At 70.0% G+C, this 12,859-nt stretch carries 11 protein-coding genes, 2 pseudogenes and 1 riboswitch; of the genes and pseudogenes, 8 read left to right on the forward strand and 5 right to left on the reverse strand.

Annotated elements, in window-relative coordinates; genetic code table 11:
• Positions 1–15 precede the first annotated feature (15 nt).
• From mazG to cobU, 5 genes and pseudogenes are all read right to left on the reverse strand, one after another.
• Entirely contained in the window at positions 16–864 is an 849-nt protein-coding gene (gene mazG / locus AC1RNC_RS08195; RefSeq protein ID WP_492885203.1) for a nucleoside triphosphate pyrophosphohydrolase, read from the reverse strand.
• On the reverse strand, positions 821–2,233 hold the full coding sequence (locus AC1RNC_RS08200) for an MFS transporter (RefSeq protein WP_492885205.1): 1,413 nt from the start codon (positions 2,231–2,233) through the stop codon (positions 821–823). The genes mazG and AC1RNC_RS08200 overlap by 44 nt, the downstream gene beginning before the upstream one ends.
• A gap of 255 nt (positions 2,234–2,488) precedes the next feature.
• Positions 2,489–2,554: pseudogene (locus AC1RNC_RS08205) on the reverse strand (hypothetical protein); the annotation flags it as partial.
• A 30-nt stretch (positions 2,555–2,584) separates the two neighbouring features.
• Positions 2,585–2,707, reverse strand: a pseudogene (locus AC1RNC_RS08210) (hypothetical protein); the annotation flags it as partial.
• A 276-nt stretch (positions 2,708–2,983) separates the two neighbouring features.
• Positions 2,984–3,502 (reverse strand): bifunctional adenosylcobinamide kinase/adenosylcobinamide-phosphate guanylyltransferase, encoded by a 519-nt coding sequence (cobU, locus tag AC1RNC_RS08215; protein WP_492885207.1) that lies wholly within the window; start codon positions 3,500–3,502, stop codon positions 2,984–2,986.
• 36 nt (positions 3,503–3,538) lie between these two features.
• Positions 3,539–3,728: riboswitch (cobalamin riboswitch) on the forward strand.
• 148 nt (positions 3,729–3,876) lie between these two features.
• On the opposite strand from cobU, the gene AC1RNC_RS08220 reads away from it, so the two are divergent.
• The 8 genes from AC1RNC_RS08220 to cobT are packed head-to-tail and all read left to right on the forward strand — an operon-like array spanning position 3,877 to position 12,858.
• A complete protein-coding gene (locus AC1RNC_RS08220) occupies positions 3,877–5,829 on the forward strand; it encodes a TonB-dependent receptor plug domain-containing protein (protein WP_492885209.1) in 1,953 nt (650 codons plus the stop codon).
• A 4-nt stretch (positions 5,830–5,833) separates the two neighbouring features.
• Positions 5,834–6,847, forward strand: coding sequence for a threonine-phosphate decarboxylase (locus tag AC1RNC_RS08225; protein WP_492885211.1), 1,014 nt, complete (start codon positions 5,834–5,836; stop codon positions 6,845–6,847).
• Positions 6,844–7,680 (forward strand): ABC transporter substrate-binding protein, encoded by an 837-nt coding sequence (locus tag AC1RNC_RS08230; protein WP_492885213.1) that lies wholly within the window; start codon positions 6,844–6,846, stop codon positions 7,678–7,680. Before AC1RNC_RS08225 ends, AC1RNC_RS08230 begins: the two co-directional genes overlap by 4 nt.
• A complete protein-coding gene (locus AC1RNC_RS08235) occupies positions 7,677–8,675 on the forward strand; it encodes a FecCD family ABC transporter permease (RefSeq protein ID WP_492885215.1) in 999 nt (332 codons plus the stop codon). The genes AC1RNC_RS08230 and AC1RNC_RS08235 overlap by 4 nt, the downstream gene beginning before the upstream one ends.
• Entirely contained in the window at positions 8,672–9,442 is a 771-nt protein-coding gene (locus tag AC1RNC_RS08240) for an ABC transporter ATP-binding protein (protein WP_492885217.1), read from the forward strand. Before AC1RNC_RS08235 ends, AC1RNC_RS08240 begins: the two co-directional genes overlap by 4 nt.
• Positions 9,432–10,388 carry an adenosylcobinamide-phosphate synthase CbiB gene (gene cbiB / locus AC1RNC_RS08245; protein WP_492885219.1) on the forward strand — a complete coding sequence of 319 codons (957 nt, stop codon included), beginning with the start codon at positions 9,432–9,434 and terminating at the stop codon, positions 10,386–10,388. Before AC1RNC_RS08240 ends, cbiB begins: the two co-directional genes overlap by 11 nt.
• The gene (locus tag AC1RNC_RS08250) at positions 10,376–11,836 is read left to right on the forward strand and encodes a cobyric acid synthase (RefSeq protein WP_492885221.1); all 1,461 of its coding nucleotides are present in this window, start codon (positions 10,376–10,378) and stop codon (positions 11,834–11,836) included. Before cbiB ends, AC1RNC_RS08250 begins: the two co-directional genes overlap by 13 nt.
• The gene (cobT, locus tag AC1RNC_RS08255; protein WP_492885223.1) at positions 11,833–12,858 is read left to right on the forward strand and encodes a nicotinate-nucleotide--dimethylbenzimidazole phosphoribosyltransferase; all 1,026 of its coding nucleotides are present in this window, start codon (positions 11,833–11,835) and stop codon (positions 12,856–12,858) included. The genes AC1RNC_RS08250 and cobT overlap by 4 nt, the downstream gene beginning before the upstream one ends.
• The last annotated feature ends 1 nt before the right edge of the window (position 12,859 follow it).

Consider the following 12,859-nt stretch of genomic DNA (forward strand, 5'->3'; position numbering starts at 1 on the left):
CGACGAGAGGGGCGGCTAGCCCTTCTTTTCCGCCGCCTTGGCGTCGTTCCAGAGAGCGTCCATTTCCGCCAGATCGGACTGGTCGGGCGTCTTGCCGCGCTCGGCCAGGCCCGCCTCGACGAAGGCGAAGCGGCGGGCGAACTTGGCGTTGGTGGCGCGCAGGGCGTCCTCGGGGTCGACGTCCAGCTTGCGGGCCAGGTTGGCGCAGACGAACAGGATATCGCCCAGTTCCTCGCGGGCCTTGGCCATGTCGCCGGCCTCGATCTCGACCTCGATCTCGGCGGTCTCCTCGCGCAGCTTGTCCAGCACCTCGCGGGCCGAGGGCCAGTCGAAGCCGACGCGGGCGGCGCGCTTGGTCAGCTTGACGGCGCGGGTGAGGGCGGGGAGTCCCGCCGGCACGTCGTCCAGCACGCCGGTCTTGGCCTTGGCCTTGCGCTCCTGGGCCTTCAGCTCTTCCCAGCCAGCGACCTGGGCCGAGAGGTCTTCATAGGCGTGATCGCCGAACACATGTGGATGCCGGCGGATCATCTTGTCGGAGATGGCGGCCGCCACGTCCTTCAGGTCGAACGCGCCCTGTTCCTCGGCCATCCGCGAATGGAACACCACCTGCAGCAGCAGGTCGCCCAGTTCGTCGCGCAGCTCCGGCAGGTCGTTGCGCTCGATGGCGTCGGCGACCTCGTAGGCTTCCTCGACCGTATAGGGCGCGATCGTCGCGAAGGTCTGTTCCAGGTCCCAGGGGCAGCCGCCGTCCGGATCGCGCAGCTTGGCCATGATCTCGATCAGGCGGAAGATGGGGTGCCCATCTTCGCCTTGAGAGCCTTCATTCGGCGGGGCCAGGGGCGGGGATTTGCTGGGGGAGGACATTCGGTGGCGGCTCCGCTGTGGGGGCGTCCCCCTCGGCCGCGTCCCGCGCCCCGAGCTGGCGCTGAATCTCGGCGACCCGGGTCGCATCCAGCGGATAGCGCAACATGACGGCGGCGACCACCAGTCCCATCGTCGCCGGGACGACGGCGTACATGGCGATCAGCGCGTTGTCGCCGGAGACGGTCGGAACCTTGGGGTCGAAACCCATCCATTGCAGGACAGGGAAGGCCCCGATCGCCAGGGCGTAGCCCAGCTTCACCGTGCCGGTCAGGATGGCGTAGAGCAGGCCGGTGCGGTCGACGCCGCTGGTGAGCCGCTCCTCGTCGCCGATGTCGGCCATCATGGAGCGCACCAGCACCGGCGCGGCGGTGTAGGGGATCCCCGCCAAGATCAGGACGAGCGTGCCGATGCCGGAATTGCCGACCGGCGTGAACACGGTGGCGACCTGGACGATGGCGTAGATCACGGCCGCGACGGACAGGGCCCGGTGCTTGCCGATTCGCTTGGCCAGCAGGGGCCACAGCGGCGCGCTGAGCAGGCCGGCCAGGAAATAGATCAGCAGCAGCACGCCCGACTGGGTCTTGTCGAAGTGCTTCACCCGCTCGAAGAAGAACAGGAACAGCGCTCCGGCGATGCCTGGCGCCAGACCCATCAAAAGGTCGGCGAACAGCAGCATGCGCACCGACGGACGGCCCAGCAAGGCCAGGTACTGCTTGATCCCGGCCGCATGCCGCGCGACCGGCGCGGCCGGCTCGCCCACGACGCGGACGGCCATCAGGATGGTGATCGGCAGCAGGGCGACGATGAACCAGCCCATGGCGCGCACGCCCTCGGCGTGACCCGTTTTGAAGACGCCCACCAGCAGCGGCGGCAGGCACAGCACCAGGATCATGCCGACCATGTTGCCAGCCTGCCACCAGCCATAGATCCGCGAGCGCTGCTGATAGTCGCTGGAGAGGACGCCGCCCCAGGCGGTGTGCGACAGGACGACCATCGAATAGCCGGCATAGGTGACCAGCAGCCAGGCCCAGAGATAGAAGGCGCTCGCGCCGGGCTGGCCCATGAACAGGGCCAGCGCCCCGATTCCCACCATCGGCATGCCGCCCAGCAGCCAGGGCCTGAAGCGTCCGAGCTTGGTGCGGGTGCGGTCCATGATCCCGCCCAGGAACGGGTCCAGCGAGATGTCGATCAGCCGCACGAACAGGAAGGCCGCGCCGACCGCCGCCAACGAGAGCCCAATCGTGCTGACGTAGAATTCGGGCAGGTAGACCACGAGCGGAAGGCCGAGCGCCGCGATCGGAATATTGGGCGAGGCGAAGGCCGCCAGGGCCCACGAAGATCGTCGTTGAGTTGATGGGCGCTCGGACATTTCTGTACTCCTCCCCGCGCTGTTGGTCGCGCTCGGACACTGGAAGGCCGATGAACGGCCGTTTGAATGAGTGTGCGAGCATTGTTCGCCGAGCGCCAGCCTCTTCCTTGGGATGGGGGACGCGCGTCCGCCGCTTCACGCGATCGCTCGCTGAAGGTGTGGAAAGGGAGGCGGAGCGCCGGACAGCGTCCGGAGTTTGGAAATAGAAATACCGTTTCGACGAAGCCAGACGCTCCGCGCAACCGTTATCCGCCAGCGTCCCGTCGGGTGGCCCTGTTCAGGCCTTACCGGGACCCAGGCGCCTCCGTTTCCGGAAGCGCCCAGAGGTCGAAGAGGACGGGCTTACAGCCTGACACGCCCCTTTGCCTCCAACCACGCCGACGGCGGGCGGGTGAGCCCAGCAAGCCCATCCCCGGACCGTCCGAGTATCCCCCTCGGACCTGTCCCCGCTCGATCACCCCCCGCCGCCGCAATCGGTCGCTGGCCATGCGCCCTTTCCTCGCGACGAGGTGGAGAGAGAATACGGCGGGTTTTGAGGCCGGGGATGGAGGGCGGCGAACGCTCGTGAGTCACCCTTCTCCCCTTGCGGGAGAAGGTGGCCGCCGAAGGCGGTCGGATGAGGGGTCACACGGGGGCTAACCGCTTGCGCCGTAAAGCTAATCCGACAGGCTTATCACCCCCTCATCCGGTGCCGCGCGCCACCTTCTCCCGCAAGGGGAGAAGGAAAAGCGCCCGCACGCCGACGGGAATTCACCCCTGCGGCTTCAGCTTCAACGGCAGCCCGGCCGCCACGAAATAGACCTCGTCGACCGCCTGCGCGAGCCGCTGGTGCAGCCGTCCGGCCTCATCCCGAAACCGTCGACCGAGCGGTGTCTCGGGCACGAGGCCCAAACCGACCTCGTTGCTGACCAGCCAGAGGCGGGCGGGGCAGGCGGCGACGGCTTCGACCAGAGCGGTCGCCTCCGTCGCGATGTCGCGCTCGTCCAGCATCAGGTTCGACAGCCACAGGGTCAGGCAGTCGACGACCGCCACGGCGTCGGCGGGCAGGGCGGCGATCGCCTCCGCCAGGGCCAGCGGCGCCTCCACCGTGGTCCATGATTCGCCCCGGTCGGCCTGGTGGCGGGCGATGCGCTCGGTCATCTCGTCGTCGAAGGCCTGGCCGGTGGCGATCAGCACCGGACGCACCGCTCCAGCGGCGATTTCCGCCGCTTTCTGGGCGAAGGCGCTCTTGCCGGAACGGGCTCCGCCCAGCACCAGGATCGACGTCATGGAAGCTCCACATTGACCGTAAGCGGCGCAGTCTATAGGGCTGCCCCCGCACTAGGCTCCTCGAAAGAGGATTAAAAGGGAACGAGGTTCAAGACCTCGGCTGCCCCCGCAACTGTAAGCGGCGAGTTCTAGCGTCACATGCCACTGGGGTCTCCGGACCCTGGGAAGGCGACGCCAAGAGCGACGACCCGTGAGCCAGGAGACCTGCCCGGCGCAGTCGTTCATCGCTCGGCCGGGGTGCGCCGAACGAACGGGATCTCCCGCGAAACGACAGTCAAAGGGCCGCGCGACGGTCCGGGGCGTACGTATGGCTTTCCAGCTTGCGGGTGCGTCGCGGTCAGCCGTGCGGGTCGTTCAACTGGGAAGATTGAAACATGATCCGAACGTTTTTGAGCTCCACCGCGCTCGCAACCCTCCTTGTCGCCGGTTCGGCCATGGCGGAAGAGCAGAAGGCCCCCGAGGCCGATGTCGCCGGCGCTGTCGGCGCCAACGGCGTCGCCGAACTGATCGTCACCGCCACCCGCACCGCCCAGCCGATCGAGAAGGTCGGCGCGTCTGTCACCGTCCTGACGCAGGCCGCCATCGAAGCCAGCCAGGCGATCTCGGTGACGGAGCTGCTGGCCCAGACGCCGGGTGTCAGCTTCACCCGCAACGGCGGGCCGGGCACGGCCACCAGCCTCAACATCCGCGGCGCCGAGACCCAGCACACCGTGGTGCTGATCGACGGCGTCAAGCTGAATGACCCGTCCTCGACCCAGGGCGGCTTCAACAGCGGCAACCTGCTGATCGGCGACATCGCGCGCATCGAGGTGCTGCGCGGCGCTCAGTCTACCCTGTGGGGCAGCCAGGCCGTCGGCGGCGTGGTCAATATCGTCACCGCCGATCCCACCGTTCCGTTCACCAGCTCGATCGAGGCCGAAGGCGGCGCGCGCAAGACCGGCTACCTGCGGGCCGGCGTTGGCGGCGCTTCGGACAAGATCACCTGGCGCCTAGCCGGCGGCTACTACACCACCGACGGCTTCTCGACCTACAAGCTCGGCAAGGAGAAGGACGGCTACCAGAACACCGGCCTGTCGGGCCGTGTCCGTGTGGCGCTGGCCGAAAACGTCTCGGCCGAGGTCCGCTCGGTCTATTCGAAGGGCAAGAACGACTTCGACGGCTTCAACGTCGACAGCGCCGAGTTCGGCCGCACCGAGGAACTGGTCGTCTATACGGGCCTGAACTTCACTCTGCTGGACGGTCGCTGGAACAACCGCCTCGGCTACGCCTATACCGACACCGACCGCGAGAACATCAATCCGGCCCGCCCGGCCGCGCCACTGACCTTCGACGCCGCCGGCAAGAACAAGCGCTTCGAATATCAGGGCGTGTTCGCGATCTCGGACATCTGGACCGCCACCTTCGGCGCCGAGACCGAGAGGGCCCGTATGCGCACGCGCTCGCCGACGGTCCTCAAGCCGAACCCCGCATTCAGCACCGGCCGCGTCGGCGTCGACAGCCTTTACGGCCAGCTGCAGGTCGAGCCGGTGAAGGGCCTGACCCTGACCGGCGGCCTGCGCTACGAGGACCACGACACCTATGGTTCGCACACCCTCGGGCAAGTCGCGGCCGCCTGGGCGCTGAACGAAGGTAATACGGTCGTGCGCGCCAGCTTCGGCCAGGGCTTCCGCGCCCCGGGCCTCTACGAGCTCTACAGCGAGTACGGCAACCTCAGCCTGTCGCCGGAAGATTTCGACAGCTGGGACGCCGGGATCGAGCAGCGCTTCTTCGGCGGCAAGGCCCGCGCCTCGGCCACCTGGTTCCACCGCGAGGCCGACAACGAGATCCGCTTCTTCTCGTGCGCCTCGGGCTCGACCACGGCCCTGTGCAATCCGAACGGCGCGTTCCGCTTCGGCTACTACGACAACGTCCAGAAGACCAAGGCGCAAGGGGTGGAACTGATCGGCGAGGTCAAGCCGGTCCCGGCCCTGACCATCACCGGCAACTACACCTATACCGAAGCCGAGTCCGACTCGGGCGCCAGCAAGGGCAAGCAGCTGACCCGTCGCCCGAAAAACATGGGCAACCTGTCGGCCGCCTATCGTTGGCCGGTCGGTCTGACCACGACGGTGGCGGTGCGTTACGTCGGCAAGACCTACAACAACGACGCCAACACCCAGGTGGTGAAGGACTATACCCTGGTCGATCTGCGCGCGGCCTATCCGATCAACGAGACCCTCGAGGTCTTCGGCCGGGTCGAGAACGCCTTCGACAAGGACTACCAGACCATCCTGAACTACGGGACGCCGGGACGCGGAGCCTTCGTCGGCTTGCGGGCGCGCTTCTAGGCCCATGAAGGCGTCGATTTCCACCATCGGCGCCTTCCGGCATGGCGGCCGTCTCCGCGAGGCGATGGCCGCTTTTCCGGACGCGCCGCGTCCCTGGCTGGACCTGTCGACTGGGATCAATCCCGAGCCTTGGTCCGGCCAGCGGGCGCCGGCCGACGCTCTGCGCCGGCTGCCGGATCCGCTTGAGCTGGCCGAACTGGAGGCGGTCGCCGCGCGGGCGTTCGGCGTCGCCGACCCCGGCCGCGTGGTCGCCACCTCCGGCGCGGAGGCGGCGCTGCGGCTGCTGCCCGGTCTGATCGGCGGCGGGCAGGTCGCGCTGCTGGCCCCGATCTATGGCGGCCATGCCGAGAGCTGGGTGGCGTCGCCTCCGAACTTCATCGCGTCGCTGGACGATCCGGGCGCCGTCCGCGCCGACGTGCTGGTGCTGGTCAATCCAAACAATCCCGACGGCCGGCGGATCGAGCGCGGCGTCTTGGCCGCCCTGGCGGCGGAACGGTCGGACGCCGGGCGCTGGACGGTCGTCGACGAGTCTTTCGGCGAGGTCGCGCCCGAGCTCAGCGTCGCTGACCTGGAGATCGACCGGCTGGTAATTTTGCGCTCATTCGGCAAGTTCTATGGATTGCCTGGGGTGCGACTGGGTTTCCTGATTGGAAACAAGGTTTTCACGCGAGAATTTCGCGCGCTTCTGGGCGACTGGCCGGTCGGGGTCGACGCCCTGACGATGGGGCTGGAGGCCTATGCCGATGACGCCTGGAGGGCGCAAACTCGGACGTGGCTGGCGAGCCAGGCGGGCGCAGTCGACGCTGTTCTAACCAAGGCGGGCCTCAAGCCGCTTGGCGGCTGCGATCTCTTCCGTTGGGTCGGGGCGCCGGACGCGCTTGGTCTGTTCAGCCGGCTCTGCGCTCAGGGCGTGCTGACGCGGCCCTTCGCGGACCGGCCGGATCAACTTCGGATCGGCTTGCCTTCGCGCAATGAATTCAATCGCTTTGAGCAAGTACTTCGCGCGGTGACATCATGAACCGCCGCGAGGTCGTGGCCGGAGCCCTGGCGATGACGGCGGGCGGTCCGCCGCCGCTTCCAAAGCGCATCGTGTCGCTGAACAGCTGCCTGGACGCCATGCTGGTCCACCTGGCCGACCGCGGCCAGATCGCCGCCCTCAGTCACTATGCCCGAGACGCGCAGGCCTCCACCGTCGCCGCCCAGGCCCGGACGCTGCCCTACACCTGGGAGAGCGCGGAGGAAGTCATCGACCTGATGCCCGATCTGGTCCTGGCCAGCCAGCACTCGGCCCTGGCGACGCGCAACGCGCTCAAGCGCCTGCACGTGCCGGTCCAGCGCTTCAAGGTTCCCAGGTCGATCGACGAGAGCCTGGGCCAGGTGCGCGAGCTGGCCAGGCTGATCGGCCATACCGATCGCGGCGAGGCCCTGGTCGCCCGCATCGAGGCGGCGATCGCGGCCGCCAAGCCCGCGCCCGGCGCGCGACGGCTGACGGCGCTGATCTATCAGCCCAATGGCTTCGCGGCCGGTCCCGGCACCCTGGTCGACGAGATGATGGACCATGCCGGCTTCGACAATGTCGCCCGCCGATTCGGCCTGAAGACCTGGGGCAATGTCGGGCTGGAGCGCCTGCTGGCCGATCCGCCGCAGGTGCTGCTGGTCGGCGTTTCCGCGCCAGGCGCGCGCAGCTGGGCCGACCGGATCATGACCCACCCGGCCCTGAAGGCCGTGTCCGGGCGGATGCGCCAGGCGCCGGTGCCCGAGAAGCTTCTCTATTGCGGCGGCCCGGTCCTGATCGAGACCGCCGCCGCCATGGCCCGCGCGCGGGTGCAAGCCTTGAAGGAGGGCGCATGAAGCCCCGATCTCCTCCTGTGAAGCCGTGGGCGATCTGCGGCGTTCTGCTGGCGCTGCTGATCGTGCTGTTCGGCGTCAGCCTGTGCGCCGGACGCGTATGGGCGCCGTGGAGCGCCTGGACCTCGGGCGGCGCCGATCCGCGCTGGGCCATCGTCTTCGGCCTGCGCCTGCCGCGCACCATCCTGGCCATCCTGGTCGGCGGAGCCTTGGGCCTCTCCGGCGCGGCGCTGCAGGGCTACACCCGCAACCCACTGGCCGATCCCGGAGCCCTGGGCGTCTCGGCGTCGGCGGCGCTGGGCGCGGTGCTGACGCTGTATCTGGGCGCGGCGGGCGAGGCGACCTGGATCCTGCCGGCCGCCGCCATGGTCGGGGCGGGCCTGGGCGTCGCGGCCCTGCTGGGCCTGGCGGGCGTCACCTCCAGCATCGTCACCTTCATCCTGGCCGGCTTCGTCATCCAGACGGTCTGCGGCTCGGCCATCGCCCTGGCCTTGAACCTCGCGCCAAACCCCTGGGCGGTGAACGAGATCGTCAACTGGACCCTTGGCTCCCTGGCCGACCGCAGCGTCGACGAGGTCAAGCTGGCCGCGCCGGGGATCGTCGCCGGTGGCGTCCTGCTGCTGACCCTCGGCCGCTCGCTGGACGCCCTGACCCTGGGCGAGCAGGGCGCGCGCTCCCTCGGTGTCGACCTGTCGCGCACGCGCCTGCTGATGGCCATCGGCGTCGCCGTGGCGGTCGGGTCCAGCGTGGCGGTGACCGGCGTCATCAGCTTCGTCGGCCTGATCACTCCGCACCTGCTGCGGCCGCTACTGGGCTCCAGGCCGAGCGCGGTGCTTTTGCCATCGTTCCTGGGCGGCGCGGCCCTCACCCTGGCCGCCGACATCCTGGTGCGCATGACCCCGGCCGCCAGCGAGGTCAAGCTCAGCGTCGCCATGGCCATGCTGGGCGGCCCGTTCTTTCTGGCCATGTTGATCTCGATGCGCCGGAGGCTGGCATGATTTCCGCCCGGAACGTGACCCTGGCCCTGGGCGGACAAGCGGTGCTGGACGGCGTCACCGCCGACTTCGCCAAGGGCGGCGTGATCGCCATCGTCGGTCCCAACGGGGCGGGCAAGTCGACCTTGCTGGCGTGCCTGGCCGGCCTGCGGCATCCGGACAGCGGCGCGGTCACCCTGGACGGCGCGGCGGTCGCGGCCATGCCCGGCCGCCAACGCGCGGGCCGCATCGCCTTCCTGGCCCAGACGCCCGATATCGCCTGGGACGTCGACGTCCGCGCCTTCGTGGGCCTGGGGCGCACGCCGTATCTCGGGGCCTTCGGTCCCAGCGCCGAGGACCGCGCGGCGATCGACGACGCCATCGCCGCCGCCAGCCTGGAGCGCTTCGTCGACCGCGCCGTCACCCGGCTGTCGGGCGGCGAGCGGGCCCGCGCCTTGATCGCACGCGGTCTGGCCGGCCAGACCGACTGGCTGCTGGCCGACGAGCCGCTGACGGGCCTTGACCCCGGCCACGCCCTGGACGCCCTGGCCCTGTTCCGCCGCCTGGCCCACGACCAGGGCAAGGGCGTGATCGTCACCCTGCACGACCTGAACCTGGCCGCGCGCTTCGCCGATCGGGTGCTGGTGCTGAGCGAAGGCCGTCTGGTCGTCGACGGCGCGCCCGACACGGCCCTGACACAAGAAACCCTGTCAGCCGTCTATGGCGTCGTCGTCCGCCTTCACGGGGGCGAGGGCGGGCCGCTGATCGAGGTGCTAGGCCGTGCCGGCTAGGCTCTTACCCACCAGCCCCTGGATCGTCCTGGCGGCGGCGGTCGTGGAGGCCGCCGTCGGCTATCCAGACGCTCTGCACAGGCGCGCGCCGCATCCGGTCGTGTGGATCGGCGGGCTAATATCTGCGCTGGAGGCGGGCCTCAACCTGCCGGGGTTCGGCGAGATCGCGCGCCGCCTGCTGGGCGTGGTGACCCTGGCGCTCATCGTCGGGGCCAGCGCCCTGGCCGGCTGGATAGTCGCGGACCTCGGCGGACCGGTGGCGATCGTGCTGGTCGGGACCGTGGGCCTGGCCCAGCGCAGCCTGTTCGACCATGTCCGCGCCGTCGCCAAGCCCTTGGCGGCGGGCGACCTGGACAGTGCGCGCATCACGGTCGGCCACATCGTCGGCCGCGACGTCGCCCGACTGAGTGAGAGCGACATCGCCACCGCCGCCATCGAGAGCCTGGCCGAGAGCTTCTGCGACGGGATCGTCGCGCCGCTGTTCTGGTTCGTGGTCGCCGGCCTGCCGGGCCTGTTCGTCTACAAGGCCGTCAACACCGCCGACAGCCTGATCGGTCACCGCGAGCCACGCTGGCGCGCGTTCGGATGGGCCTCGGCGCGCTTCGACGATGTGATGAACCTGATCCCGGCGCGCCTGGCGGGCGGGGTGATCGCCCTCGCCGGGCGCGGCGGCTGGCGGATCATGCTGCGCGACGCCGGCAAGCACGCCTCGCCCAACGCCGGCTGGCCCGAGGCGGCGATGGCCGGCGCCCTCGGCGTACGCCTGGGCGGTCCGGCCTGGTACGACGGCGCGTTGTCCCAGCGTCCGGTTCTGGGCGAGGGCAGGGCGGCGACACCCGCGGATCTGACCCGCGCCCTGCGGATCTATCTTGTCGCCTGCGGGCTGCTCTGGGTGATGCTGGCCGTCGCCGGGTTTGCCTGGGGAGGATTCGCATGGCCGCTTTGATGATCCAGGGCTGCGGCTCCGACGTCGGCAAGTCGGTGCTGGTCGCCGGCCTTTGCCGTCTATTCGCCAATCGCGGCCTGAGGGTGCGGCCGTTCAAGCCGCAGAACATGTCCAACAACGCCGCCGTGACCGCCGACGGCGGCGAGATTGGCCGCGCCCAGGCCCTGCAGGCCATCGCCTGCCGCGTCGCCCCGACCGTCGACATGAACCCGGTGCTCTTGAAGCCCCAGAGCGACGTCGGCGCCCAGCTGATCGTGCGCGGCCGGATGGCCGGGACCTGGAAGGCGCGCGGCTATCAGGAACGCAAGGGCGCGCTGCTGGACACGGTGCTGGAGAGTTTCCGCGCGCTGCAGGCGCAGAGCGACCTCGTCATCGTCGAAGGCGCCGGCAGTCCCGCCGAGATCAACCTGCGGGCCGGCGACATCGCCAATATGGGCTTCGCGATCGCGGCCAACGTGCCCGTCGTGCTGGTGGGCGACATCGATCGCGGCCACGTGATCGCCGCCCTGGTCGGGGCCCATGTGGTGCTGGACGACGCCGACCGGGCGATGATCCGAGGCTTCCTGATCAACAAGTTCCGGGGCGATCCCAGCCTGTTCCAGGACGGCCGCGCCGAGATCGTTCGCCGCACTGGCTGGGCCGACCTGGGCATGGCGCCCTGGCTGGCGGCGGCGCGGCGCCTGCCGGCCGAAGACGCCGTGGTGCTGGATCGCGCCGCGACCGCTGACGGCCGCAAGGTGCGGATCGTCGTGCCGATTCTGTCGCGGATCGCCAATTTCGACGAGTTCGACGCCCTGCGCACCGAGCCCGAAGTCGAGTTCGCCTTCATCCCGCCGGGTGCGCCGCTTCCGGGCGACGCCGACCTGGTGATCCTGCCGGGGACCAAGGCGACCCTGGCCGATCTGGCCTTCCTGCGCGCCCAGGGCTGGGACATCGATCTGGCCGCCCACGTCCGGCGCGGCGGCCGTGTGCTGGGCGTCTGCGGCGGCTACCAGATGCTGGGCCGGCGGGTGTCGGATCCGGATGGCGTCGAGGGCCCGCCGGACTCGGTCGAGGGTCTGGGCCTGCTCGACGTCGAGACGGTGATGACCGGCGACAAGACCCTGCGGCCGGTCGCGGGCCGACTGACCGGCGGCGCGCGCTTCGAGGGCTACGAGATGCATGTCGGCCGCACCACCGGCGCGCTCTCGCCGATGCTGACCTTCGACGACGGCGTCACGGACGGCGCGGTTTCGACCAGCGGTCAGGTGCGCGGCGCCTATGTCCACGGCCTGTTCGACCGAGGCGAGGCGCGGGCGGCCCTGCTGGCCGAGCTGGGCGCGGTGTCCGATGCGATCGACCAGGCCGTCCGCGTCGACCAGGCGCTGGACGAGATCGCCGCGGCGCTGGAGCAGGCCTTCGACATTCCCACCCTCGCCGCGATCGCCGGCCTGGAGAATTTCCGATGAATTTGCCGCCCGTCACCGCCGTCGACCATGCCCAGACGGGGCGGCTACGCGCCCTGATTGACGGCAAGGCCAAGCCGCCGGGCGCGCTGGGGCGGATCGAGGACCTGGCCGTTCGGCTGGCTCTGATCGCCGGCGAGCGCAGCTTGGACAAGGCGCTTCTGCTGGTCTTCGCCGGCGACCACGGGCTGACCGCCGAAGGGGTGTCGGCCTATCCGTCCAGCGTCACCCAGGCCATGGTCGCGACCTTCCTGGCCGGCAAGGCCAGCGCCAACGCCTTCGCCCGCGCGGTCGGCGCCGAGTTGCGCGTCGTGGACGCCGGAGTCGACGCCGAACTTCCGTCCCATCCGAACCTGCTGGCGCGGAAGGTGCGGCGCGGGACGCGCAACGCCGCCATCGAGTCGGCCCTGACACAGGAAGAGGTCGCCCAGGCCCTGGAAACCGGCGCGCGCATCGCCCGCGACGCGGCCGCCGAGGGTTTCGAGATCCTGGCGCTGGGCGAGATGGGCATCGGCAACACCGCTTCGGCGGCGCTGCTCATGCACCGCCTGACGCCCGCGCCGTTGGCCGAGTGCGTCGGGCGGGGGACCGGTCATGACGACGCGGGCCTGGCCCACAAGCTGGCCGTGCTGGAGCGCGCGGCGGCGCGATCGGACGCCACCGAGCCCGTCGCCGTCCTCGCCGAGTTCGGCGGGCTGGAGATCGCCATGATGACCGGGGCGGTGATCGGCGCGGCGTCGGCGCGCATCCCGGTGCTGGTCGACGGCTTTATCGCCTCGGCGGCGGCCCTGGCGGCGATCCGGTTGGTCCCGGCGGTCCGGGACTACTGCGTGTTCTGCCATTGCTCGGCCGAGCGAGGGCATCAGCGGATGCTGGCGGCGCTTGAGGTCGAGCCGCTGCTGGACCTGGGTCTGCGTCTCGGCGAGGGCACCGGCGCGCTGCTGGCCCTGCCGGTCGTGCGCGCCGCCTCACGGCTGATGAGCGACGTCGCCAGCCTGGACGACGTTCTGAGCGGACGGCTCTGAG

The organism is Caulobacter sp. GW822-FHT01G02 (genome assembly GCF_058802865.1).

Bases quoted from the DNA above. Each gene is read 5' to 3' on its own strand.
- mazG (WP_492885203.1), bottom strand. From the start codon at position 864: ATGTCCTCCCCCAGCAAATCCCCGCCCCTGGCCCCGCCGAATGAAGGC.
- AC1RNC_RS08200 (WP_492885205.1), bottom strand. From the start codon at position 2,233: ATGTCCGAGCGCCCATCAACTCAACGACGATCTTCGTGGGCCCTGGCG.
- cobU (WP_492885207.1), bottom strand. From the start codon at position 3,502: ATGACGTCGATCCTGGTGCTGGGCGGAGCCCGTTCCGGCAAGAGCGCC.
- AC1RNC_RS08220 (WP_492885209.1), top strand. From the start codon at position 3,877: ATGATCCGAACGTTTTTGAGCTCCACCGCGCTCGCAACCCTCCTTGTC.
- AC1RNC_RS08225 (WP_492885211.1), top strand. From the start codon at position 5,834: ATGAAGGCGTCGATTTCCACCATCGGCGCCTTCCGGCATGGCGGCCGT.
- AC1RNC_RS08230 (WP_492885213.1), top strand. From the start codon at position 6,844: ATGAACCGCCGCGAGGTCGTGGCCGGAGCCCTGGCGATGACGGCGGGC.
- AC1RNC_RS08235 (WP_492885215.1), top strand. From the start codon at position 7,677: ATGAAGCCCCGATCTCCTCCTGTGAAGCCGTGGGCGATCTGCGGCGTT.
- AC1RNC_RS08240 (WP_492885217.1), top strand. From the start codon at position 8,672: ATGATTTCCGCCCGGAACGTGACCCTGGCCCTGGGCGGACAAGCGGTG.
- AC1RNC_RS08250 (WP_492885221.1), top strand. From the start codon at position 10,376: ATGGCCGCTTTGATGATCCAGGGCTGCGGCTCCGACGTCGGCAAGTCG.
- cobT (WP_492885223.1), top strand. From the start codon at position 11,833: ATGAATTTGCCGCCCGTCACCGCCGTCGACCATGCCCAGACGGGGCGG.